The following is a 256-nucleotide window of genomic DNA, read 5'->3' as shown; positions in this document are numbered from 1 at the left end:
AGCACCTGATCGCCCGCTGAGTGGCCGAGCGAATCGTTGATCGTCTTGAAGCCGTCGAGATCCATGAAGAGGATCGCGAACAGCGACCGTTGACGGCGCGCCGCATGAATCGCCCGCTCGATGCGCTCGGTCAGCGTGGCGCGGTTCGGCAGGCCCGTCAGCGTGTCGAGCGTGGCAAGGCGCACGATCTGTCCGTTGAGCTTCGATAACGCGCCGACGAGGAAACTCGTGCGCGCGTCGAAACGCGACAGCAGCA

Annotated in this window: 1 protein-coding gene; it reads right to left on the bottom strand. The window is 64.5% G+C overall.

Annotation, left to right across the window (positions count from 1 at the left end):
• Window positions 1-256 (bottom strand): diguanylate cyclase domain-containing protein (locus tag SB753_RS39080; RefSeq protein WP_410805423.1); only part of this gene is annotated, 256 nt, incomplete at both ends.

Source organism: Paraburkholderia sp. SIMBA_053 (genome assembly GCF_046534895.1).
Classification (GTDB): Bacteria; Pseudomonadota; Gammaproteobacteria; order Burkholderiales; family Burkholderiaceae; genus Paraburkholderia; species Paraburkholderia caledonica.
The sequence above is the reverse complement of the archived record's forward strand: the minus strand, read 5'-3'. Positions and strand labels throughout refer to the sequence as shown.